Here is a 23083-nt window from a genome sequence, read left to right as displayed (position 1 = left end):
TCCGTTACACTCGGCCGCGTGTCAACACGCGCTCAAGAAATGCACGCTCGTACCCAGGAGCCTGTGCGTGGCATACTCCATTCTTGGAATGAGCTCCAGCATGCGCTGCGCTCGCTGCGTGCCGCACGCTTCCCCTACCGCGTTGAAGGGTGCACCGGTGGACTGCGGTCCTACTTTTTTGGCGAATACGTGCGCACGTGTTGCGCACACATAGTGCTCGTAGTTCCTACCGAACAGGACGTCGCCGCCGTCTGCACCGACCTTGCACATGCAGCAGTTCCTACGCGCGTGCTGCCCTGGTGGGGGTCGCTGCCCTACCGCCCTGTCTCACCTAACGCACACGTGTTCTCTCACCGGGTAGAGGCGCTGTGCGCACTCGCACAGCGCGATGCAACCGCGCCATGCGCGTTCGTTCTCACCCAGCGTGCACTGCTCACCCCTGTTCCTCCCCTCGATTATGTGCGTACCCTCAAACGCTCCTTCCGTGTGGGAGAGCACATCGAGATCCACACGCTCGCTGCCCAGCTTATGCAATGGGGATATGCACGTGTCGACCACGTCAGCGCTTGCGCAGAGTTTTCTCTCCGGGGAGAAATTCTCGATATCGCTGCCGCAGCGCAGGCTGCTGACAACACACAAGCGTACCGAATCGTGTGTGATTTTAACACCATAGAACGTATCCATATACTGGCGGTGTCCACGTGTGCCGTCCTGCAAGAGGTATCTGCGTGCACACTGTACGCTGCAAAAGAAATTCTTTGGAGTGAGGAGCGTATAGCGTTCCTCCACCAAAATCTCCAAAAACTGTCCGAATGTTCTGCCCACTGCGTCCCGTGTATCGAAGAACTCACCCACAGAAAAACGTATGAAGGGGAGGAAATGTTCTATCCGCTGTGCTTTGAACGTCCCACCTGCGTTCTCGAATATTTTCGCCACAGCCCTTCACCCCCAAGCGTCTTTTATCTTGACTACGAACGCCAGCACAACGGTGCACGCGCGCTCCAAGACGAGTGTCGGAACCTCTACCATAAAATGCAACTCGCGCACGAATACGTACCTGCGCGCTGGTATCCTCAACCAGAACACATAGTGCTCGATTTTTCCGCTGTTTGCGCGCTCCACCTGCACACGGTGTATTTCACTCACTTTTTTCCACAGCTGCCAGCGTGCGAAAGTATATGCTTGGCAAGCGATCCTGCACGCAGTTTCTTCGGTAACATTCCTTACTTCAAAGAAGAGTTACTCCGTCTTTCAAAAGACGGATGGCACGTTTTCATCTTTGCAGAAAGTGAGCAGCAGGCACTGCGCATCAGAGCACTAGTCAAAGGTTGCGACGTCACTGTGCTACCTTGCGCGCTTTCTGCAGGATTTAGCGTTCCTGCTCTCAAAATACTGATCGTTCAAGAAGGCGAAATCTTCGGTCGCCGCAGAAAAACTCCTCAATCAGTGCAACGCGCACGGAGCACGCCTATCGACACATTTGTGGAATTAAATCCCGGGGATTACGTGGTGCATGCGCAGTACGGCATCGGTTTGTTTAAGGGAATAGAGCGCATAAAAACAGCACAGTCAGAACGTGATTACGTAAACCTCCTCTATGCACAGGAAGAAACGATCCTTATCCCTATTGAGCAGGCACATCTGGTGCAACGTTACATTGGAAATGAAGGGAACAAACCTCACCTAGATAGCCTTGGGTCAAAGTCATGGGAAACGAGAAAGGCACGTGTCAAAAAATCTGTTGAAAACATCGCGCAAAAACTAGTGGAACTCTACTCTCTGCGAAAAACTACGCGCGGCCACGCCTTCCCAAAAGATGACGAATGGCAGTATGCGTTTGAAGCAGCATTCCCCTACGAAGAAACAGACGATCAGCGCATATGCATTGAAGAAGTCAAACAGGATATGCAAGAAGCCGTCCCCATGGATCGGCTGGTGTGCGGAGATGTCGGATACGGAAAAACAGAGATAGCAATGCGCGCGGCATTTAAGGCGGTAATGGGAGGAAAACAAGTGGTGTTCCTCACCCCTACCACCTTACTGGTAGAACAACACTTTCGCACAATCTGCAATCGGTTTAAACACTTTCCAGTCAGAATCGAGAAGCTCTCACGCTTTGTTCCTAAATCTGAACAAAAGGACATACTCGCCAAACTCGCGCATGGAGATATCGATCTTATTGTGGGTACCCACCGGCTCATCCAAAAGGACGTGTCCTTCAAAGATCTTGGGTTGATGATCCTCGATGAGGAACAACGTTTCGGTGTGCAGGATAAAGAAAAATTAAAGCAGATGAAAACTAATGTAGATTGTCTCTCCCTCAGTGCAACGCCCATTCCCCGAACGCTTCACATGGGTATGCTCAAAATCAGAGACATGAGCTTGCTCACCACCCCTCCTGAAGGCCGCCTACCTATAGAAACGGTTATCCAGCAGTTTGATCCAAACCTTGTTGCCACTGCAATCAGAAAAGAGCTAGATCGTGAGGGGCAGATTTTTTACCTACACAACAGAATCGAAAACTTAGAATCCGTAAAGTGTATGCTCCAAAAACTCGTGCCTGAGCTATCCATATGCGTTGCCCACAGTCTCATGGGGTCAGAAGAACTGGAAGACATTTTTGAAAGGTTTTATCAAAAAACGTTCCAGCTCCTGCTTTCTACCACCATTATTGAAAATGGTATCGACGTTCCCAATGCAAATACTATCATCATAGATAGAGCTGATATGTACGGGGTTTCCCAGCTCTACCAACTCAGGGGACGCGTTGGTCGGTCTGACAAAAAAGCATATGCGTATCTGCTGTACTATCACGACGTGGCACTTTCAGACCTTGCAATAAAACGTTTACAGGTGATCTCTGACTTTACTGACCTTGGGGCGGGTTTCAAAGTCGCCTTAAAAGATATGGAGATTCGCGGGGTAGGAAATCTATTAGGCAAAGAACAATCAGGAGATATCTATTCAGTCGGATTCGACCTGTATGTACAGCTGTTAGAAGAGGCAATAGAACGCCTCCAACATGCTCCAAACGAGCAAAGGATAGAAACCGTCATCGATCTTAATTACCGAGGGTTCATCCCCCATACGTACATTGCCGCAGATGAAATTAAAATGGAACTGTATAAAAAAATCGCTGCAGCTCATACGCATGAGGAGCTTGAGCGCATACGCACGGAAACTATCACCCGGTTCGGCCCTATCCCTGAGGAAGCAGCTGGGTTGTTTACCGTGGCAGAAATCAAAGTGCGGTGCGAAAAGCTCGCCATTCTCTCACTCAAAGAAACACACGAAAGCTTATTGATTGAGTTTGACAAGGTCTGCGACACTGCCTTCAAAAAGATACTGCGCCTGGTACAGACCTCCAACGATCGCGTTCGCCTTGACGCAAAGCAGCCCAACATGCTGATCCTCACATCAGATGCCATTGAAATAAAAGAGAAAGGCATCTTTATTTGTGAAATACTCAAGCGTCTTGAGTCATAAAGGATCAATCAGCGATGGAATACCCAGCCTCTGTTTTTACTACCAGTCCCTCGCTTACCAGCGAGTCTAGAGCGCGGCTCAATCTTTCGTGCTCAAAGGACAGCTTTGCGAAAAGCGTTTTCTCGCGCACCGCGTGTTGCATGCCGCTTATCTCTCTTAAAACCGCTCCACGCACCTGCCTCAGAGAACCTTCAAACGGTGACTGCTTCACGTAATGCTTGCTGCGACGATTAGGATTTATAATCTTCCTTTTTAGAACTGCCCCATAATCCATCAGTGCGTAGTACCAACGCCGAGGATTTTCCTCATACAGGGTGCACCGGACCAGCGAGAGCAACTCCCGATCACTGACTTGGTGCGTATCGGGAAAGAAAAAGCGTATAAACACTGCACGGATGTTTGTTTCTAAAAACACGGTGGCCTTATTGTACGCAAAGCAAGCAACTGCAGCGGCAGTATAGTCACCGACACCGGGGAGCTTCTTTAGTTCACTCGGGTCATCAGGAACTACTGCACAATACCTTTCAACAATGAGTTTTGCCGACTGATGCAAAAAACGAGCGCGCCTGTTGTATCCTAATCCAATCCACGCTTGGAGCACGTGCGCAAATGGAGCGCACGCAAGAGACTCCAAAGAAGGAAAACGATGAAGCCATTCTGCATACTTCGGACACACCCGCTCCGTCTGTGTCTGTTGTAACATAAACTCAGACACCAGTATCGCATACGCGTCGCAAGTACTTCTCCACGGAAAATCCCTGCCCTGCTGTGCATAAAAATCCAATATGGCGTTTTGAAACTTTTCTATATCACCCGCAGATTGGCTCAGCCCTACCAAGCTATCCCTCTAGCGCATAACATTTCAATAATAATACTCACCACTGTTTCTTGATCGCACCCTTCTGTGTTTAGAACAAGATCTGCAAAACTGTAATTCGTGTTATCAATACGATACAACTTTTTGTAGCGACTCATATCTTCAGCGTCACGCATAGACGTGAATCGCTCAACATCCTGTACGTCCCCTCCCTCCCTTTGGAGAACACGTTTCACCCGCTCTTTTAATGAAGCCAAAAGATATACCTTCAACGCGGCATCTTTCACCAACCAAATGGCCAGGCGCGACCCTACCACGCAGGAAGAACGCATCGCAAGACAGAGCTGCCGCGCATCAACTGCTTTATCAAAACGATTATCCGTCCGCGCACGCTCGAGCACCTCACTAAGAGAGATACCCAACTCCCGGGCAATATTCCTAAACGTATAATTCACTAGGGGAAGTCCCAGTCTTTCCGCAAGCAATGCAGACACGGTGGTATTACCACACCCTGACGCGCCTGAAACTGCTATGCGCACCGCCTTATTTCCAGACACATCGCACCGATTACTCACGCACCCCTCCGCACTCCGCTCTTTGCGTCACCATCCATTCGCAGCCTGTCTCACTTCACCCTATATCCACCAGACCCACAGCCGGCACCACCACCATGTTGGCGAAACCACAACCGAACTTTACACCTCCCCTTTAAAATAATTGAACAACACCTCACCCAATTTGCAATTGTCTCCAGCGCCGAGCGTAACGAACAGGTCGCCCTCTTTCAATTCAGCCTGCAAAAAAGGCACCGCCTGCATGACAGCCTCGTAATAATACACCCGCCGGTGCTTCCGTTTAGTTAATTCAAAAAGATGTTCACCGTTCACCTCGCCCTGATACACTTCCCGAGCAGAGGCGTAAATCTCATGCAAAATAACTACATCCGCATCCTGAAAAGACTCAGCAAATTCGGTGAGGAGGGCTGCGGTACGCGAATATGTATGGGACATAAAATCGACGACAATTCTTCTTTCCGGAAAGAACGTTTTTAACCCGCGGAGCGTCTTTTTAATTGCAGTTGGATGATGTCCATAATCGTCCATGAACAAAATACCGCGCACTTCCCCAAGAATTTCACTCCTCCGCCGGCATCCCTGAAAAAGAGCGAGTACCTTCCGCAGAGTGGTGAGGTGCTCAACGGTAACCTCTCCATACTGCTTCTTTACTAAACTCAGTGCTAATGCGAGCGCACCGGTTGCATTCAAAACACTATGCTCACCGGGGAGCGCAACATAAAACTCACCTGCAAAACCCCGCAACGAGAAGCTTATCTTCCGGTCTTGAACACCGTGAATACTGACCCCATAATCGCCCCACGCACGTTCCCCATAAGGAACATACACCAGGTCCGGTCTACTGAAAAACGCAAGCTGCACTACCTCCCGCACGCCCTGGTCATCCACGCAATAAAATAACTCACCAAATTGAGGAAGCCTATCTATGTAATGAAAGTATGCCGCGAGTATATCCTCGTACGAGGAGTAATAGTCCTGGTGATCGTGCTCAACACTGGTGAGGACAATCTTTTGAGGATGAAAATGCAGGAAATGCCGACGGTACTCGCACGTTTCTGCGATAAAAAAGGTATCTCCGTTGAGAACCACACAAGAATCATTGTTTCCCGAAACAGCGCTCCCCACAAGGACGGACGCATCAAGGCGCAGCTCCTTTACCATTTGAGCAATCATCGCGGTCGTGGTCGTCTTTCCATGAACACCTGCAATACCACACGAAAACCGCGCACAGGAAATGTCCCCCAGCGCTTCTGGGTAGGTAAGGGTAGGAATACCCCGCCGGTACGCCTCTGCCAACTCGTCGTTTTCTTCAGGCACATAGGCTGCAGAGTGGATAACCACATCGGGAGCGTCAGCAAGGTTCTGGCAAGAAAAGGGAGTACGCACGGGAACACCCAAACGGGCGAGAATCCTATCCGTGTAAAACACATCTGCAACATCACTACCTGACACACGGGCACCCCGTGCACACAGTAGCTCTGCAAGCGCAGACATGCCAGTGCCCTTGATACCAATCATGTGAATCTTGATACCTGACACATCTTTTGGTAGAGTCCCCCGCCCCATGGGCGGATTTTAGCTCAAATGTCAGACCTTAGCAATGTACATCAGTTCTCTTTCCCGGCGAGGATTGCTGCCTCTTCCGTACCGCATATTATAGTGCGACCGAGCGCACACGGAGTTTCACATATACCGGTGCATTCTTTTCAAGATTTTTACGCCTGGGTTGAGCGCATTCGCACGCTTGAGAAAATGCCCCCAAGCGGCACACCCCCTCTGCACAGGATGACTGCACTTGCACGCGCGCTTTGTAATCCACACGACGCATATCAGAGCATCCATGTTGCGGGCACGAAGGGAAAAGGTTCCAGCGCGCGTATGCTTGCAGCGATACTCAATGAAATTGGATTCAACACCGGGCTATACGCTTCTCCTCACGTTATGGATCCGAGAGAGAGAATAACACGCGCGGGTGTGTTTTTTTCACCTGCCGAGTATGCAAGCGCGTGCACACACGTATACCACACGGTGAAAAAAACAGAGAACCTGCGCGACTACGGCCAGGCGACGTGGTTTGAGCTTATAACACTACTGGCGTTCGTGCTATTTGCACAACAACGCATGGAATGGTCCGTTTTTGAAGTAGGACTTGGAGGAAGACTAGATGCAACAAACATCATTTGTCCTAGTATCTGTCTCCTTCTCCCCATAGAACAAGAACACACGCGCATATTAGGAACACGTATAAAAAGTATTGCAAAAGAAAAGGGCGGCATTATCAAACCCTATACGCCTATTTTTTGTTTTGATCAGCCAGAAGATGCATTGCACGTTTTTAAACATATCGCGCGAGAAAAACATGCTCCCTTCTTTTACTTACCAGATATGGTCACACATATTGAAAGTTCAATAAAACACTTCACACACACTGCAACTCTCAGTTTTAACGCCGCGCATCCTGTTGGCAGATTATTCGCTCGAAATATACACTGCACACTCGCGTTATGCGATATTGTTCAGGCAAAAAATGCAGCACTGGCTGCGTGCGCGGCAAAATATTTATTTCCTACCGTGAGCGAAACGTTAATCGAGCGGGGACTGTCCCGTGCATACGTGCCAGCACGCTTTGAAATTATGCAGGAAGATCCACTCATAGTGATTGACGGTGCGCACACTACGCAGAGTATACGGTGCGCATGTCGTACGTTCTCTTCTTTACTACCTTCTGCACAATACATTTTACTCTTTGCGTGCGCGGCGGACAAAGCAGTGTCCCAGTTCCCCCCTCTTTTTTCACATGCCGCCAGCGAAATTTTTTTAACCATACCGGGCACATTTAAACATGCAGATATACAAAAAACATACCACGCGTTTCGTACGACATTTCACCAAACAGTCCCAATTTTTTGGAGCGAAGACTTTGCGTCAATTATTTCCCGTGCACTGTATGCCAGTTTTGCGCAACGTAAAGCGCTCCTTGCCATCGGTTCTTTCTATTTAGCTGCTGAAGTAAAACGCATATACGCACGCACCTGCCACACCCTACCTACCCGATAATCGGTGCATCAGTCGAACAAAACGAAGCGGTATGGGCGCTACCAGCGTTATGCGTTTTTTCGTTCTCGGAAGAACAAACCGTACTGCGTACGCATGAAGCATGAGTGTTGTGGGTATGCCACAGATATTCCGGGAACCATACAACGGATCTCCTACAACGGGACATCCTAGGTATCGCGCGTGCACACGTATCTGATGGGTACGACCAGTATCCAATAGAAACTGGACAAAAGCGCACGCCCCACATATTTTCATCACCTTGTATCGCGTACGTGCGTACTTTCCTTTTGAAAAATCTTCAGACGCAACAAACCGCGTGCGTCGTCTTCTATCTCGCACGATTGTTGTTTCAATCACCCCAACCCCGCGTGCAGGAACACCCTGCAATAACGCAAGATATACTTTTCTTACTTGTCTTTTTTTAAACGAACGTACAAGTGCCTCATGAGCATGCATGTTGCGCGAAGTGAGGAGTACGCCCGATGTATCTTTATCCAAACGGTGCACAATACCCTGACGCAGGGTACTGAAAAAATCGGGAAATCCTTTCTGAAATTGACGAGAAAACTCATCCTCAAAACGTGCACGATACACCCGGTAGAAACTGAGCGCCTGAACAAGTGTTCCCGTCCAGTGGCCTGCCCCAGGATGTACTATCATGCCCTGCGCTTTGTTCACCGCAATAATGTCTTCGTTTTCAAACAGAATAGAAAGCGATATATTCTCAGGAATGAGCGCCGGGGGCACTGAGCGTACCCACTCAAAAGACACCCGATCGCGCACGTGAAGAGGTCTTGAAAACTTTGCCGTATGCCCATTCACACACAATGCACGCACGATCCTCTTGAGCTGAGATCGTGCACAAAAAAAAACATGTTCTGCGCAGAACACATCACACCGACACGTCGCGCCCGGTATTCTAAAAACGGAAAAATGAACACTGCACACCGACGCGCTTTCTGCACTGCAAGAATACGACACCCTGTGCACCTTCACATGCTATCGTCAGTCCCCTCAACAAAAGAATCAAGTGGCACCAGTTCTATCGGGTCTGGTACTAACTGAGAACGCTCAAGACTGCGCCGGTGTATTGCACGCTTCACTGCACGATACGTCACGTCAATTAATCCAATCGTCACAGAAATCCCCACTGCCACACCAAAAACTATCGCGCGCTCCTTCGTACTCAGTGGCGGTAGCTCCGCGCCAGGAATAATCAGCGCCCACCATGTCGGAGGCTTTGTCGACCATTGCTGAATAAGACGTATGATGTCATACGTAATAAAAGAGAGCAGCGTTACTATCGGGAATGCACCGATGGACAGCGCTTCAAAACGATACAATTCTTTCTGCCATAAGGAAAATTCTGTGTCCTCATAGGGCACAGGCGCATCGCTAAGTTCCACATCGCGCGCGGCGTCTTCAGAAAAGAGCGGAAAAACAAAAAACACACTGAAAAAAAGAATATAGACACGCGCCATTCAACACCCACACCGGACTACAGTAGCGCGCGCAGCGTATCAGAAAGCGTAATAAAATCATAGATGCTCAGTTGCTCTGCACGCGCACGCGCGTCAATACCTGCACGTGCGCAGAGTTCTTCTACACACACAGCTGCACCGCCTGGCATCCTTTTTTGCCACGTGAGTAAATTATTTCTTACCGTTTTACGCCGCGCAGAAAACAAAGTTTTCGTCACGTGCAGAAAAAGCGCAGGATCCACACAAGAAGGCACCGCATTACGCTTGGTGAGTACCAATGCTTGAGAAACTACATGAGGACGCGGCCAAAAACAGACAGGCGCAACGTTACGAATCACACGCACTTCATACTGCCACTGACAGAGTACTGAAAAGTATGAATACCATTTTTGTGCAGGGAGCGCAGTCATTCTCAACCCGATTTCTTTTTGAACGGTCACCACCATACGCTTAAAAATATAGCCTGATTCGATCGTGTTTCCAATAAAACGGGCAGCAATATTGTAGGGTAAATTTCCTAGAACACACGCAGGTTGTTCCTGTGCTGCTGCAGCATGCCACTGTTGCAACACATCCCCTTCTATCACACGGATGTGTGCATCAAAAAGTTTGCGCAATGTCTGCACAAAGCCGCGATCAATTTCAAACACTGTTAAAAAATCACTGTTTTGCACCAAAAGTGCAGTCATCGCACCAATGCCTGCACCAATTTCCCATACACGTTCCCCACGCTCCGGCGCCAATATCTTGACAAGCTGCGTACGTAACACCGGATCGAGCAGAAAATTCTGCCCCCACTTTTTATGCATCCGCAAACCGCGCTCCGTCAAAAACTGTGCAAGTGCACGTGCCGAATTATAATTCGGGCAACACATATGTATCCTTGTGAACACGCACGCGACGCGCCGCCTCCAGTAGTCCTCCACCGAGTAAAAAAGAAAATAATGCAGCACACACATGTCCGCAGGCACTCTGTACATACACAAGCGGCGCACACGCAAAAAAACGCACAACCGCACAGAGTCCTTCACCAAAAAAGTACACACCCCAACTTAAAAAAGGCGCAACAGCAGGCACTGCCAAAGAGCAGCACAGCGCCACGCTCCCCCCTATCAAAAATAAGGCGATAAGCGGACTAACCACACACGAGGCAAGTACCCCAATGGGGGCAAAATATCCAATGACCGAAAGCACTATCGGTGCTGTAAAAAACTGCGCACCACAGGACGTTCCAAGCAGCGATGCAAGTGGCCGAGGAATCAAACCCGACATCATTTCAGTAATCTCAGAGCCAAGCAACACAATACCTGCAAGCGCTCCGTATGACAACATGAAACTTAACGTCTGTACATCATGCGGCGCAATGAGCATATGTATGCTAAGTACAGCACACAGTACAGAAAAAAGTCCTACGCGCACGTATGCCATCTGTCCTCCCATCAGCACTAAAGTCATACCAAGTGCACGCGCAAGGGAAGGCGATATACCTGCAAACCACACAAAGACAAGCATCGCAAAAAACGCCCCCTGCATACCTCTGTGCCTTGTGCCGATGAAACGGCCCAAAAACGTTGCACTCGCCCCTACCAAAGACAAGTGCATGCCAGAGAGTGCCAACACGTGAGCAAGTCCTGCATGGCGAAACGCGACACGCATTTCATCTGAAAGAAAAACACTATCTGCAGAAAGGAGCGCGAGTAACAATCCCCCTGCACGCCCCCATGGAGATAAAAACCTCATGAGTGCAACCCGCATCTGTGCGCGCATCTGTGCAAAATAGGAACTCCAGCCAATAAAGCGTGGTGGTGTAGAACTACTGATAAAAAGCTTCGGTGCAGAAGACGCAAAGCGCCCATGAATCTGACAGCGCAACCCACGCGCGTAATACTGACAGACGCGGGCATCCGCGTCGTCCGTCACATCGGTAGCGTACTGCTGCAAAATTACCTCTGCAGGAAATAATACAGTGCACACCCCACGTGCAGAAAAGGAAGCACCGTCTATGTAACCTGCACCCAATACGCGCGCCCGAACACGAAAGCGCGTGCCTGCAGGCTTTGGCTCTTGCAAAAGGTGTATAGTCAAAACGCGCAGTTTTTGGGGTTGTGCAAGTGTTTGCAACGGAGCTTGTTGTGCTATGAGGGAGGTTCGCGCAACGCAGGCAACACACAGACCACAGAACACGAAAAAAAGCGTGTTACAACACCGACATACGCTGGTGTATGCGATTCCCCACCTCCTCCAGATACGGACAGCACCCCAACGAGAAAAGAACCGCACACCACTGCGGACCAACAAACACCCAATACACAGCACACACGCCTGTACTGCACCAAAGAATGCATACGGAAACGGTACCTCATACACGTGAGTCCCATAAAAACCTCCCACCGCAGCAATGGCCATCACCACTGCAGGGGATATATGCGCTCTGTACCCCCTCTGCCCGATTCTGTTACACTGTTCCACGCTGATGCACTCCTCCCCTTTGCGCAACACGCCACACGTACTGCACGCCGCGGCTGTTACCGAATACGCGTTCGTACTCGGCACGCTAGTATTTCCTTCCCTCTGTTTTTCTCTCCCCTCACCGTTTCCCTTCCCAGAAGGGGAAGGGGGGTCTTTTTATGTACGGCTTTTTTTAAATGCTCTGAGCGAAGAAGTACTCTTTCGCGCCTATATACCTGAGCGTCTGTGCCACCATGCCACTTCCTGCACTGCACGCGTCTGTGGCGAGGTACTGTCAGTCCTTCTCTTTGCTCTTGCACACCGGCCCGCAGGCAGCGCCACGCTGTTTGCAGGAGCTGCGGGCGCAGCGCTACGGGTACTTTTTGTAAGAGAGAAAAAAAGAAGCGGCTCCCGCGCGCGCGCAAGCGCACTGTGCGCTGCAGTGCACGCGCTCTGGAACGCGTACGCGATTGCTGCCGCCGCGCGCTAGTCTACTTCCATGACCACGAACTTGAACCGCCCGGCATCCTCATCTTTGATCCACTTGATGTCCTTGACCAGCACTTCCCCCGGACGGCTGAGGCCTACATCCACCGTCTTACCGCCTGCGACAATTTGCAGCTGCACCACATTCCCGTTAGATGCCCACACCCGAATCCCGTTGTTTGCTTGCACCGTCAGCTGCTCGCCCTTTTGGTAATACCGCTCCTCCCGCCGCGTGCGATCTGCTTCGTACCGGAACAAACAGTACGAGCGAAACGTTGCGTTCATTGTCACCGGGTACGCAAAACCGCCTTCAAACAAAACTTGATATCGCGCGCCGGCAGCGACTCCCGTCTGACCAGAGACATTTACCCCACTTGTAGGCACAAAGCTCTGAGCACTGCGATCACGGAGCGTCTGCACCAGACTACCTGTAAACACGCGAACACGCGCGCCCCCGTCCGCCTGATGTGCTTCAATGTCTTCCACACTTATTTCTACGTCCGGCTGCACATCTGTATTCAAATCCATCACTAGGCGCTGACCAAGAGAGATCACCTGTGTACCAATGGGCGTGTCCAGATACAGGTGCGGCGTAGTGCGGCTGACGGTTAGCTCGTACGCATTCCCCCCGGAACTGATAACCAACACATCTCCTGGAAAGACCGTGTGTTCAAACTTTTCCTCAGCAAGCGTATAGCGAGATGCGCTCGAACGCGTGCGTCGCGCACGCTCCTCATGTTGTGCAGAAGACTGCGACACTGTTTCGCGCACCGCCCCCGTTGCATCGGGGGGAGACAGCTCCCTTGGGGTACGCTGTGCTCTGCCAAAGAACACAATACGGGATAGAAAACCCAGCGCGCGGTGCCGCGCGTAATACACACCCAGCACCCCACCCAGGAAGAGCACACAGGCAACTCCCTTTAACAGGGGAAATGAACCCCACCGTTTACTCGGTAGGAGGGTCTCCGTTGGCAGCGACATTTCTTGAATTTTTAAATGTTTATAGCGCGCGATGCACTGCTCCGTATCCAGCTGGAGGTACTCGCAGTAATTGCGCAAAAAGCCAAGGATGTAGGGTTCGCCGGGAAAAACATCATACTCATCGTTCTCGAGCGCCTCCAGGTAACGGCGTGCGATACTCGTCTCGTGCGCAGCCTGTTCGAGACTGAGGTGTTTGCGTTCGCGCGTCGTCTTTAGCAGCTCTCCAATATCTGGCATCGTCACGTCCTTTGGGGGCAGCGGTCAATCAGCAAAGAGAAAATTGTGCACCACATTTGCGGTTGGGGGCACATCGTAGAGGAACCGTGTGTCTGGAATACCGACGTTCAAACGATAGTGGCTGAAATCAAATGTTATTTTTTCCCCCGAAAGAGGCCACGCTTCAATGCGACGGATAAGCTTGGTATGTGCCGAGACAAGCACGCGCAAAGATTTAAATGTTTCTGCTGCAGACTTACGATTGAACACCAGTGCAACGACCATCTCCCCACTGTCCGGACCCAGGGGAACAGGAGAAGAACTCGTCTCGTAGGCTATCGTGTAGAACCGCTTCATAAGCGCAAGGCCATGAGGCGAAGCTAGAGAAGCAGCACTTACTGTGTCATCTTTTGCTACCGATTGCACGAGCGCGACGCGGGAGGTGGGCAAGTAGATGGTCAGGCTATCTCCCGTGAAGACAATAGTTTGTTCAGCAGGGCTTGAGAAATCCAAACGCAGACGGTCTGGATATTTAAAAATAACCTTTGCGCGCATAAGGTGCGCGCGGGTTCCTGACCCGGTGCTCATGGCCAAATCAGCAGCGTAATCCTTTAACCGGGCATAATGCTCAGAAACTGAGGCGAAAAAGACAGAAGCGGTTGTAATCGTCTGAGGGAAAAGAGGAAGAAGGTGCACAGCACACGCGCAAAGAGTGAGAAAGCGCCTCCGTCTTCTCATAGGGGGCAAGCAGAGCACAACGCGCAATAAAAGTCAATTAAAGACTGCAGGAACCCCTCTGTACAGGTTCTAGAAAGACACAAAGAACGCGGATGTACACTGACAGCACCAGGTCCCCATCTCCTTTCAAAAAGTATCTAAACGCGCTACACTCGGCCCGCACGCAGAGGAGGCACGCATGGGCGCAGACATTGGGTTCATTGGACTTGCTGTCATGGGAGAGAATCTGGTTCTCAACATTGAGCGCAACGGTTTTTCCGTCGCAGTTTTCAATCGCACCACCACGGTGGTCGACCGATTTCTTGCAGGGCGCGCTCATGGCAAGCGAATCACCGGCGCTCACTCCATTGCAGAACTTGTTTCACTTTTGGCACGTCCACGCAAAATCATGCTCATGGTCAAAGCAGGCAGCGCAGTCGATGCGGTCATTGACCAGATACTGCCCCTTCTAGAAAAGGGGGACCTCATTATCGACGGTGGCAACTCTTACTACCAGGATACCATCCGGCGCATGCGTGCGCTGGAGGCCGCAGGTATTCATTTCATTGGCACAGGAGTTTCGGGGGGAGAAGAGGGGGCCCTCCGTGGACCGTCCCTCATGCCTGGAGGCTCTGCTCAGGCTTGGCCGTTGGTTTCTTCCATTTTCTGTGCCATTGCCGCCAAAGCCGACGATGGCACCCCGTGCTGCGACTGGGTCGGCAGTGATGGCGCCGGGCACTACGTGAAAATGATTCACAACGGCATTGAGTACGGCGACATGCAGATAATCGCCGAGGGCTACTGGTTTATGAAGCATGCGCTGGGCATGAGCTATGAGCACATGCACCATACGTTTACCCGCTGGAACACGGGCCGCTTACACTCGTACCTGATTGAGATTACCGCGGCTATTCTGGCACATCAGGACACAGACGGCACACCACTTTTAGAGAAAATTCTAGATGCCGCTGGACAGAAGGGGACGGGCAGGTGGACGTGTGTTGCAGCGCTCGAAGAAGGCAGCCCGCTTACACTGATCACAGAGTCAGTGATGGCGCGTAGTCTTTCTGCGCAAAAGCAAGCGCGCTGCAAGGCACATCGCGTTTTTGGTTCTCCCGTGAAAGTCTCCAAAGCAGAAACGCTAAGCGCACAGCAGCGCGAAGAACTGGTGTCTGCACTGGAAGACGCGCTGTATTGCGCGAAAATAGTCTCGTATGCGCAGGGTTTTGAGCTGTTATCGCATACGGCAAAGCGCCGAGGATGGACACTGGATTTTTCCCGGATTGCATCGCTGTGGCGTGGCGGGTGTATTATTCGTTCAGGATTCCTGTCCAAGATCAGTGCGGCGTTTGCTCAGCAGCACGATCTAGAGAATTTGGTACTTGCTCCCTTTTTCGCAGAGGAATTAAAGCGTGCGTGTCCAGGCTGGCGCACCATAGTGGAAGAATCGGTACGGCAGGCGTTGCCAGTTCCGGCCCTCTCTGCTGCGTTAGCCTGGTTTGATGGGTTCACCGGTGCTGCTTTGCCGGCCAACCTCCTTCAGGCACAGCGAGATTATTTTGGTGCGCACACCTACGAGCGCACAGATGCGCCGAGAGGAGAGTTTTTTCACACAAACTGGACAGGCACCGGCGGTGATACCATTGCAGGAACCTACTCGATATAGGGGATCCTCCCGTCGCTTACCTTTCGTTCTATATTTATATTCCCAGGTGATCTTGACACCACCTCGGGTGCTGCGCTAGCATGCGCCCGTCCGGCGGATGTTGTATAACGGCTATTACCCCAGCCTTCCAAGCTGGAGACGTGGGTTCGACTCCCATCATCCGCTTTCCTCCCTACCTCGTTGATTTTTCTGTTCTATACGCGCTACACTCACCCCTCGGAGGGGTGGGGTGCATTCGGGGCAGCAATTACTTGAAAAGAACAGTATTATTATCAGCGGTCTTCCCCCTTGGGCGCAGGAGTTGTCCAAGAAGTATTGCTCTAAAACGGTCAATCTGTACTTCGTACATGGCAATATCCGTGACTTCCTCCCCCATCGCGATATTCAGGGCAGCTTCTCCTTCGTTCGCATTAATGACTACATATCTGAGGTTATCTTCGGTAACCGGGATATCATCGTCTTCTATGACAAATCTGCAGGGATCACATTTTGTCTACAAGAAATGCTGAGCGCTTACTTAGAGCGTATGCATGCCCAGTATCCTACTGAGGCACTTGCTGACTTTCTTTCGCGTGATCCGGTGAAAGCTTTTGCGTACCTTGAGCGCTACTTTATTATGAACATGAAACAGAATAAGCGTATGGTCCTCATCATCGACTATTCTGAATCTCTCGTTCCCTCAGAAGATATTGCAAACTTAAGCGAAACAGATCGCTATTGCTTCGTCACCCTCAATCGCTGGGCAAATGATCCGGTGTTCACAAACGAAGACATATCCGTTGTGATGCTCACGGAGAATATCACTGACATCAACAGTCGGTTCACCGCTTCTCCTTCCACCGTTAAGATTCACATACCCCTGCCAAATGAAGAAACACGGATACGCTTTCTTGAATATCTCAAAACCCAGGAGGAGATTTTAGTACTTGAACGTGGGCTGAATACGGAGAAAATTGGCAAGCTCACTTCCGGTTTGAATTTAGTGAACCTCCACCAGCTTGCGGCAGAGACGTACCAAACGATCGATGCAAATGGGAAGCCAGAGGACAATATCAGTAGACTTTCCCATACGGACTCTGCAACCTTACAATTTCTAAAAAGGAAGAAACAGGAAATTATTGAGCACGAAGCAGGCGGTTTGTTGGAATTTGTCGACACATCCTGCGACCTTTCATACGTTGCAGGAAATGCCTTTGTAAAAAAGAGATTGTATAACGCAGTGCGCGCCATTAAGCAAGGAAGAGCAGATGTGTTGCCAATGGGATACCTTATCTCAGGGCCGATTGGGACAGGCAAATCATTTATGGTTTCCGCATTTGCGGGGGAAATTGGGATTCCCATGGTGCGTTTGTGTAATTTCCAGGCAACGCAGCCTGGCATTACACAGTCGAACCTAGAAAAAACGTTCAACATCCTCAAAGCGCTTACCCCGGTAGCGGTGATGGTGGACGAAGCTGATGCGGTGTTTGGTAGGCGTAACGCGCCGGCAGGTGAATCGCGTATTTTTGCACAAATTGCAGGGTTTATGGGTAACACCCAACACCGGGGCAATATTATTTGGTTCCTGATTACTTCGCGTCCAGACTTGCTACCAATAGATCTGAAACGACAGGGACGCGCAGAAGAGCATCTTGCGCTCTTCTACCCTGAAACCACAAAAGAAAAAACGGAAATTTTTGAAGCACTCAAAAAAAAATTACGTATCAAGCTCAAAGATGTACACGTACCGGCAATCATTCGCAGAATAAAATTCGCTGTTTCCGGTTCGGACTTAGAAGCCATTTTAGTACGCGCCCAGCTAACTGCTGCGATGGAAAGTCGCACGATGGTAACCACACAGGACATCACCCGCACCATTGAAGACTTTATCCCTCCTGCTTATCCGCACGAAATTGAACTGCAAAATTTAGTGGCAGTACTCGAATGCACAGGAAAGGAAATGCTCCCTGCGCGTTATCAGCATTTAGATCGCTCTAAACTGGTGGCAGATATTCGAGAACTAAAACTCCTCATGGGAGAAAAATAACGGCTCCCTCAATGGGAGATACGGGGCCTCACGCAAGAAGACTACATGAACAGCTGTACCTTTTGTTCCTCGTGTGATAGGCTGCGCGCGGGCCGACGTGGTGAAACTGGCAGACACGACAGACTCAAAATCTGTTGGGGTAACCCCGTAAGGGTTCAAGTCCCTTCGTCGGCAGGTGTTTTGTCCGCAGGGCGGCGCGTGAAGTGTGCGCGCAAGAAGGGTTCGTCGAGTTCGGGGTACAACGTGAAGCGTGCGAGCAGCTCCCGCACTTCCGAGCAGACTGAGCTTCTAACCTCGCCGGGCACCTCGGCCGCCGATTTGCTTAGCGCACCTGTCTTTGTCCGCACAGGCGTTGCAGCGCCGAGCACGCGCGCGATCAGGCGCGCTATTCTTTTCATTTCCTCAGGCCCCATTCCAAGGCTCGTTACCGCGGGGGTTCCGATGCGCAGTCCGCTGGTGAGCCATGCGCCGTTTGGGTCAAAGGGGAGCGAGTTACGGTTGAGCGTCACTCCGCAGTCTATCAGCGCGCGCTCTGCCTGACGACCTGTCAGTCCAAACGGACGCACGTCAAGCAATAACAGATGGTTATCCGTCCCTCCTGTCTGCAGCTGCATCCCCTGTTGTATGCAGGCATCTGCCAGCGCACGCGCATTATCACGAACTGCGTGCGCATAGGTTTTAAAAGCAGCATGCCGAGCTTCACGAAACGCAACCGCCTTTGCTGCCATCACATGTGGCAGCGGGCCGCCGAGCACAAGCGGACAGCCCTTATCCACCGCCTCTGCAAATTCTTTTTTACACAAAATAAAGGCACCGCGTGGCCCGCGCAACGTTTTGTGTGTGGTACTGGTCACGATATGAGACCAGCGCACTGGATCCTCGTCTCCCGTAAAAACACCGCCTGCAACCAGTCCAGCAAAGTGAGCCATATCAGCCATGAGTACTGCGCCCACTTTGTCTGCAATTTCCCGAAAGATGCGGAAATTAATGGAACGAGGATACGCGCTGTATCCGGCAAGTAAAATAAGTGGTCTTTCCCGCTTTGCCTGTGCCTCGATTGCAGCGTAATCGAGCAGTCCTGTGTCTCGGTCCACCGCGTAGGACACCACACGAAACATTCGTCCTGAAACATTTTGGCGGTACCCGTGGGTCAGGTGACCGCCTGAAAAATAATCTAACCCCATGAGTTTTTGATTACCCATTTTCTGGCGCAGTACTTCCCACTGTTCCTCACTCAGATGCGTAGCGGCAGTGACACCAAGAGAAGAAAGGGTTGGTATTTCAATTTGCCGCGAAAGGATAGCCCAGAATGCAACAAGATTCGCATCTGCACCGGAGTGCGGCTGGACATATGCGTGCTCAGCACCAAAGAGCGCGCACGCTTCTGCAGCGGCGGCAGACTCAATAGAATCAACATTCTGACACCCGCCATAGTAGCGATGATGGGGGAACCCTTCTGCGTATTTATCAGTCAACAAGTTAGCCATCGCCGCTTGCACCGCAAGAGAGCTGTAATTCTCACTTGCGATTAACTTTACATACGACCGCTGATCTATCAGCTCCTGCACAATATCAGAAGCAATCTGCGGAAACTGGTGCGCAACTAAATCAAGATTGGCCAAATACGCAACAAAAGCACTATGTATCTGGTCAGGAGCACGCGTACTCAGGTATGCACGGAGTGCGGAATTATTCACGTTTTTCTCTCCTCAGGTAGGCAGAATATTGTTCGCTCTGTTTCTAGCGCAAAGAATGGACAAAACGCCTCGCACCGCATGCCCGATACCCGTCGTGCGTAACAGGGGAACGTACCATTACCCCTTCCGTTTTGTCATGGCGCTGCTCTGCTGCGTTGCAGAACCGCGGAGACTGCGTTTCCACCGCGCGATGAGTGTCAGCGCTTCAAGCGGTGTAATGGCGTCTGGATTCAACGATGCAATCTCTGCGCCTATTAACTCTTCTTGAGTAAATAGATCTGCCGACACACGCTGCGCGCACGGTTCAGACGCTGCCTTGTGCGCGTGTACTGCTTCTGTTTGAGCCACTGCATCTGCTGCGTGCGCAGCAGATGCACGCGGAGCAGATCCTGCCCGCTGCTGCAGTTGTTTCAAAAGCTCACACGCGCGTGCCAGTACCGATTCAGGGAGCCCCGCCAGACGCGCAACGTAAATGCCGTACGAACTGCCGCAAGAACCGGGCGTCACTTTTTTCAGAAATACAATGGTATTGTCAGTTTCTAGAACATCAAGCTTGAGGTGTTCTAACCGCGGGTGGGCAAGACGGGACAGTTCATGGTAGTGCGTTGCAAACAGCGTTTTTGCACGCACATGATGCAACAAATATTCACTGACTGCCTGCGCTATGGATAAACCATCTTCGGTTGCCGTTCCCCGTCCTACTTCGTCCATGATAACAAGGCTGTCGCGGGTTGCTGCACGCAGGATGTGTGCCGTTTCACTCATTTCTACCAAGAAGGTAGATTCCCCGCGCGCAAGGTTATCGGCCGCTCCTACCCGACAAAAAATACGATCGACAGGGGTGAGCTCTGCCTTTTCTGCAGGGACAAAGGAGCCAACCTGCGCAATCAGGCAAATGAGCGCAGTCTGACGCAAAAAAGTACTTTTTCCTGCCATATTCGGTCCGGTGATGAGCGCAAAGCGCGGCAACACCGCATGTTCACTTGAAGAAAGTGTCAGATCATTGGGTACAAACTCCCCGGAGGGGAGATGAAGTTCCACCACCGGATGTCTGCCCCCCGTAATACGAAGTGCACCGTCTTTAATAAAGACCGGTTGACTCCAGCCATGCTGGAGTGCAGCGTGCGCAAAAGATTGGAGCACATCCAGCTGTGCCACCCGTGCAGCGTTCGTGCGCAGCAGCTGGGTATGAGAACATACGGTACGGCGGATATCTGCAAAGAGTTCTTGTTCAAAGGAAACGAGGCCCTCACGGGCGCGGGCAAGTTTTGCTTCCAATTCTGACAACTGTTCGGTGGTAAAGCGATCGGCATTGCTCAGCGAACGGCGACGAATAAAGTGCGCAGGGACAGCAGAAAGATGCCCTTTGGATACCTCCAGAAAGTGACCGAGCATGCGATTGTACTTCATTTTTAATGTACCGATACCCGTGCGCTCACGCTCCTCTGCCAAATATTGTTTTAGAATTTCATTTGCATTGTCACGCACGTGGTGCAGTTCATCTAAGGACGCAGAAAAACCACGCTTGATAAGGTTCCCATCGCTTAGCGTTACGGGGCAGTCTTCTTTGATAGACTGTTCTAAAAGACCATACAGTTCCTGCAGCACCGGGGTATCCCCTTCTGAGGGAAGAAGGTCTGGGGGAAAGGGACTTTCGCGCTCGAGGCTGCGGAAGGTAAGGATTGCTCTGAGACTTTCTTTTAAGGCGAGCAAGTCACGTCCGTGCGCCTTTTCTAACGCCACGCGGGCGACTAGGCGCTCCACATCCCGAACACACGAGAGTGTTGCACGCAGTGCCTTGAGGATGTGGGGACGGTGATGAAAAAAGACCACTGCACTGAGGCGTTTTTGAATCTCCTCCTGGGAGCGCAAGGGGTGGTGCAGCCAATAGCGCAGGAGCCTGGTACCCATGGCGGTGTGTGTATAGTTGAGTGTTTCAAAAAGAGAATGCGCATGGGTGCTGTCGTGGAGATTTTGAAGTATCTCTAGATTTTTGCGCGTAGCGTCATCGATTTCTACAAAGTCATGGATATGGTAGCGGGTGATGGCACTGACGTGGGAGAGCGGGTGTCGCGTGGTTTCTTCCAAATACGCAATCAGCGCCCCGGCGGCGGCGAGGTCTGGCGAATGGGGCAGGAGGGTGAGGCAATCCAAGTTGCGTGTGCGAAAGCAATGGTGCAGGCGGTTTTTAGTGTGCTCGGGATTAAAAAGCGCATCTGCGCCGGTGGTACGAACGAGCCGGGGGTAGAGACTGAGGATAGCGGCAAGTTCAGGCAGTGAACGGAGCACTGAAGCAGACAGGAGAACCTCAGACGGCTGGACACGTCCGAACTCTTTTTGCAATGCGTCCGCTGCTTCGGCGCGGGGAAAGCTGGTGATGAAGAAGGCGCCGGTGCTGACTTCTAGGTAAGAAAAGGCGACGGTGGCGTCTGAGGCACAGACGGTGGCTAAGTATTGGGAAAATCCCTGACTGAGAAAGTCATCTTCCACTGCGGTCCCGGGGGAGATAATCTCAATTACCTTGCGCTGTGTGAGTTCTCCGGGGACAGGATGAGAAACCTGCTCGCACAAGGCAACTTTTTTACCGTGCTTAAGCAGGCGTGCTATGTGCGTGCGCGCGGTATGGACGGGCACCCCGCACATGGGTGTTCCATTTCGTTTTGTCAGGGTGAGCCCCAAGAGGGTACTCACGTGGAGCGCGTCGGAATCGAACATTTCGTAGAAATCGCCCAAGCGAAAGAACAGGACCGCATCCGGATGCTGTGCCCGAATGGCGTGGTACTGACGCATGAGAGGGGTATCTGACGCGAGGGACCTCACGTGGACGCTCCTGGGCCAACACGCAGGAGGCAGGAGACGCGGTGCTCACGGTGCATCACGAGCTGCTCAGCTCCCGCAGGACGTCTTCGGTAATATCGACCGAGTGGCTGTACCAGAGTATTCCGGCGTTTTTTTGCAGATCTAAGACGATACTGTAGCCCTCACTTTCTGCAATTCGCCTAATAGCGGCGTAGAGTTTTGCATAGAATGCGTCATCTGCGATGAGCGTTTTGCGCAGCGCGGTGAGCTCGTCGTTGGACGTTTTAGAATACTCCAACAGGAGCGCGGTTTTTGACGCAATGAGCACCTCGTACTTTTGGACTGACGCGATGTTTTGCTGCATCTGCGCGTCAACTTTTTTTTGCCGGAGCTCTACGAGCTCATCAGACATTTTCTGAATTTCACCCTGGTGCCGTGCTTTTTTAGATTCATAATCGCGCAGGACGCGCGAATCGCGCCAAAAGGTTGAGTAAATGCGGGCCGCATCTATGACGGCAAAGCGCGTGATATGTTGCGACTGACCCTGCAGCAGCGACGTAAGGAGCATAAAGACAAAGGTAAGCGCCGCTTTCATATCACTCCTTGCCTGGTGGACGCAGCCCCGGACCGT

Annotated in this window: 17 protein-coding genes and 2 tRNA genes; 7 read left to right on the top strand and 12 right to left on the bottom strand. The window is 51.3% G+C overall.

The window, feature by feature from the left end:
• Positions 1-63: 63 nt before the first annotated feature.
• Positions 64-3486, top strand: coding sequence for a transcription-repair coupling factor (gene mfd, locus TPCCA_RS01685; RefSeq protein WP_013945005.1), 3423 nt, complete (start codon positions 64-66; stop codon positions 3484-3486).
• 4 nt (positions 3487-3490) lie between these two features.
• Here mfd and TPCCA_RS01680 read toward each other — a convergent pair whose 3' ends face one another.
• The 3 genes from TPCCA_RS01680 to murC form a co-directional block, all read right to left on the bottom strand.
• On the bottom strand, positions 3491-4324 hold the full coding sequence (locus TPCCA_RS01680) for an HhH-GPD family protein (protein WP_013945004.1): 834 nt from the start codon (positions 4322-4324) through the stop codon (positions 3491-3493).
• Positions 4318-4878: a (d)CMP kinase gene (gene cmk / locus TPCCA_RS01675; RefSeq protein WP_013945003.1), complete on the bottom strand. Its 561-nt coding sequence runs from the start codon at positions 4876-4878 to the stop codon at positions 4318-4320. The genes TPCCA_RS01680 and cmk overlap by 7 nt, the downstream gene beginning before the upstream one ends.
• 120 nt (positions 4879-4998) lie before the next feature.
• The gene (gene murC / locus TPCCA_RS01670; protein ID WP_013945002.1) at positions 4999-6444 is read right to left on the bottom strand and encodes a UDP-N-acetylmuramate--L-alanine ligase; all 1446 of its coding nucleotides are present in this window, start codon (positions 6442-6444) and stop codon (positions 4999-5001) included.
• Positions 6445-6462: 18 nt separating this feature from the next.
• Between murC and TPCCA_RS01665 the strand changes: the two genes are divergently transcribed.
• Positions 6463-7935: a folylpolyglutamate synthase/dihydrofolate synthase family protein gene (locus tag TPCCA_RS01665; RefSeq protein ID WP_013945001.1), complete on the top strand. Its 1473-nt coding sequence runs from the start codon at positions 6463-6465 to the stop codon at positions 7933-7935.
• Here TPCCA_RS01665 and TPCCA_RS01660 read toward each other — a convergent pair.
• The 4 genes from TPCCA_RS01660 to TPCCA_RS01645 are packed head-to-tail and all read right to left on the bottom strand — an operon-like array spanning position 7921 to position 11915.
• Positions 7921-8916 (bottom strand): RluA family pseudouridine synthase, encoded by a 996-nt coding sequence (locus tag TPCCA_RS01660; protein WP_013945000.1) that lies wholly within the window; start codon positions 8914-8916, stop codon positions 7921-7923. The two genes, TPCCA_RS01665 and TPCCA_RS01660, sit on opposite strands and share 15 nt — an antisense overlap.
• 11 nt (positions 8917-8927) lie before the next feature.
• Positions 8928-9416 carry a hypothetical protein gene (locus TPCCA_RS01655; RefSeq protein ID WP_013944999.1) on the bottom strand — a complete coding sequence of 163 codons (489 nt, stop codon included), beginning with the start codon at positions 9414-9416 and terminating at the stop codon, positions 8928-8930.
• A 17-nt stretch (positions 9417-9433) separates the two neighbouring features.
• Positions 9434-10291 (bottom strand): 16S rRNA (adenine(1518)-N(6)/adenine(1519)-N(6))-dimethyltransferase RsmA, encoded by an 858-nt coding sequence (rsmA, locus tag TPCCA_RS01650; protein WP_013944998.1) that lies wholly within the window; start codon positions 10289-10291, stop codon positions 9434-9436.
• A complete protein-coding gene (locus tag TPCCA_RS01645; RefSeq protein WP_407058153.1) occupies positions 10272-11915 on the bottom strand; it encodes a ComEC/Rec2 family competence protein in 1644 nt (547 codons plus the stop codon). The genes rsmA and TPCCA_RS01645 overlap by 20 nt, the downstream gene beginning before the upstream one ends.
• Here TPCCA_RS01645 and TPCCA_RS01640 point away from each other — a divergent pair.
• Complete coding sequence (locus TPCCA_RS01640) at positions 11815-12354, top strand: CPBP family glutamic-type intramembrane protease (RefSeq protein WP_013944996.1); 540 nt, start codon at positions 11815-11817, stop codon at positions 12352-12354. The two genes, TPCCA_RS01645 and TPCCA_RS01640, sit on opposite strands and share 101 nt — an antisense overlap.
• Here TPCCA_RS01640 and TPCCA_RS01635 read toward each other — a convergent pair.
• Positions 12351-13568 carry a helix-turn-helix domain-containing protein gene (locus tag TPCCA_RS01635; RefSeq protein ID WP_013944995.1) on the bottom strand — a complete coding sequence of 406 codons (1218 nt, stop codon included), beginning with the start codon at positions 13566-13568 and terminating at the stop codon, positions 12351-12353. The genes TPCCA_RS01640 and TPCCA_RS01635 overlap by 4 nt on opposite strands.
• Before the next feature lie 24 nt (positions 13569-13592).
• Positions 13593-14285, bottom strand: a complete 693-nt coding sequence (locus TPCCA_RS01630; RefSeq protein ID WP_013944994.1) for a LolA family protein — start codon at positions 14283-14285, stop codon at positions 13593-13595.
• A 178-nt stretch (positions 14286-14463) separates the two neighbouring features.
• Here TPCCA_RS01630 and gnd point away from each other — a divergent pair, with 178 nt between their 5' ends.
• From gnd to TPCCA_RS01610, 4 genes are all read left to right on the top strand, one after another.
• Complete coding sequence (gene gnd, locus TPCCA_RS01625) at positions 14464-15930, top strand: decarboxylating NADP(+)-dependent phosphogluconate dehydrogenase (protein ID WP_013944993.1); 1467 nt, start codon at positions 14464-14466, stop codon at positions 15928-15930.
• Positions 15931-16023: 93 nt separating this feature from the next.
• Positions 16024-16095, top strand: a tRNA-Gly gene (locus TPCCA_RS01620).
• Between the two features lie 64 nt (positions 16096-16159).
• On the top strand, positions 16160-17956 hold the full coding sequence (locus TPCCA_RS01615) for an ATP-binding protein (protein WP_013944992.1): 1797 nt from the start codon (positions 16160-16162) through the stop codon (positions 17954-17956).
• Positions 17957-18047: 91 nt separating this feature from the next.
• Positions 18048-18130 (top strand) — tRNA-Leu (locus TPCCA_RS01610).
• Here the strand turns inward: TPCCA_RS01610 and TPCCA_RS05250 are convergent.
• The 3 genes from TPCCA_RS05250 to TPCCA_RS01590 form a co-directional block, all read right to left on the bottom strand.
• Positions 18112-19653, bottom strand: a complete 1542-nt coding sequence (locus tag TPCCA_RS05250) for a glycine hydroxymethyltransferase (protein WP_013944991.1) — start codon at positions 19651-19653, stop codon at positions 18112-18114. The genes TPCCA_RS01610 and TPCCA_RS05250 overlap by 19 nt on opposite strands.
• A gap of 117 nt (positions 19654-19770) precedes the next feature.
• Positions 19771-22473 carry a DNA mismatch repair protein MutS gene (gene mutS / locus TPCCA_RS01595; protein ID WP_013944990.1) on the bottom strand — a complete coding sequence of 901 codons (2703 nt, stop codon included), beginning with the start codon at positions 22471-22473 and terminating at the stop codon, positions 19771-19773.
• 55 nt (positions 22474-22528) lie between these two features.
• A complete protein-coding gene (locus tag TPCCA_RS01590; RefSeq protein ID WP_013944989.1) occupies positions 22529-23047 on the bottom strand; it encodes an OmpH family outer membrane protein in 519 nt (172 codons plus the stop codon).
• Positions 23048-23083: the final 36 nt, after the last annotated feature.

Origin of the sequence: Treponema paraluiscuniculi Cuniculi A, from assembly GCF_000217655.1 — a bacterium.
Taxonomy (GTDB): Bacteria; Spirochaetota; Spirochaetia; order Treponematales; family Treponemataceae; genus Treponema; species Treponema pallidum.
The sequence above is the reverse complement of the archived record's forward strand: the minus strand, read 5'-3'. Positions and strand labels throughout refer to the sequence as shown.

What these genes read in the sequence shown, in the direction of transcription:
- murC (WP_013945002.1), bottom strand. Translation starts at nt 6,444, where the DNA reads ATGGGGCGGGGGACTCTACCAAAAGATGTGTCAGGTATCAAGATTCAC.
- TPCCA_RS01665 (WP_013945001.1), top strand. Translation starts at nt 6,463, where the DNA reads ATGTCAGACCTTAGCAATGTACATCAGTTCTCTTTCCCGGCGAGGATT.
- TPCCA_RS01655 (WP_013944999.1), bottom strand. Translation starts at nt 9,416, where the DNA reads ATGGCGCGTGTCTATATTCTTTTTTTCAGTGTGTTTTTTGTTTTTCCG.
- rsmA (WP_013944998.1), bottom strand. Translation starts at nt 10,291, where the DNA reads ATGTGTTGCCCGAATTATAATTCGGCACGTGCACTTGCACAGTTTTTG.
- TPCCA_RS01640 (WP_013944996.1), top strand. Translation starts at nt 11,815, where the DNA reads ATGGCCATCACCACTGCAGGGGATATATGCGCTCTGTACCCCCTCTGC.
- TPCCA_RS01635 (WP_013944995.1), bottom strand. Translation starts at nt 13,568, where the DNA reads ATGCCAGATATTGGAGAGCTGCTAAAGACGACGCGCGAACGCAAACAC.
- TPCCA_RS01630 (WP_013944994.1), bottom strand. Translation starts at nt 14,285, where the DNA reads ATGAGAAGACGGAGGCGCTTTCTCACTCTTTGCGCGTGTGCTGTGCAC.
- gnd (WP_013944993.1), top strand. Translation starts at nt 14,464, where the DNA reads ATGGGCGCAGACATTGGGTTCATTGGACTTGCTGTCATGGGAGAGAAT.
- TPCCA_RS01590 (WP_013944989.1), bottom strand. Translation starts at nt 23,047, where the DNA reads ATGAAAGCGGCGCTTACCTTTGTCTTTATGCTCCTTACGTCGCTGCTG.